This window comes from Flavobacterium xizangense, assembly GCF_054075145.1.
The window spans coordinates 1-246 of sequence record NZ_JBSIPG010000253.1 but is presented as its reverse complement, the minus strand read 5'-3'; the positions used below and the strand labels follow the sequence as shown (position 1 = coordinate 246).

Here is a 246-nt window from a genome sequence, read left to right as displayed (position 1 = left end):
AAATTAGACCACTTCTGCCCTTGTCTTTATTGAAACAGGGGAAAAATGCCAATTTTCCTTTTGAAAATTATTCTACAGAAATTGTAAATAGCAAAAATGCACTTTCTAAATATTTGTACGAGAACGCTTCGGCTCTTTTGAAATCGAATAATAAAATGGATTTTAGAAAAGCTTATGATGATTTTGCTTATTTGGAAAGTATTAATCCAGGCTACAAAAACACTAAAAAGCTGATGGATGATGCGC

At 31.7% G+C, this 246-nt stretch carries 1 pseudogene; it reads left to right on the top strand.

Going from position 1 to position 246, the window contains the following annotated elements:
• Positions 1-246 (top strand): annotated as a pseudogene (locus tag ACWA1B_RS23325) (hypothetical protein); the annotation flags it as partial.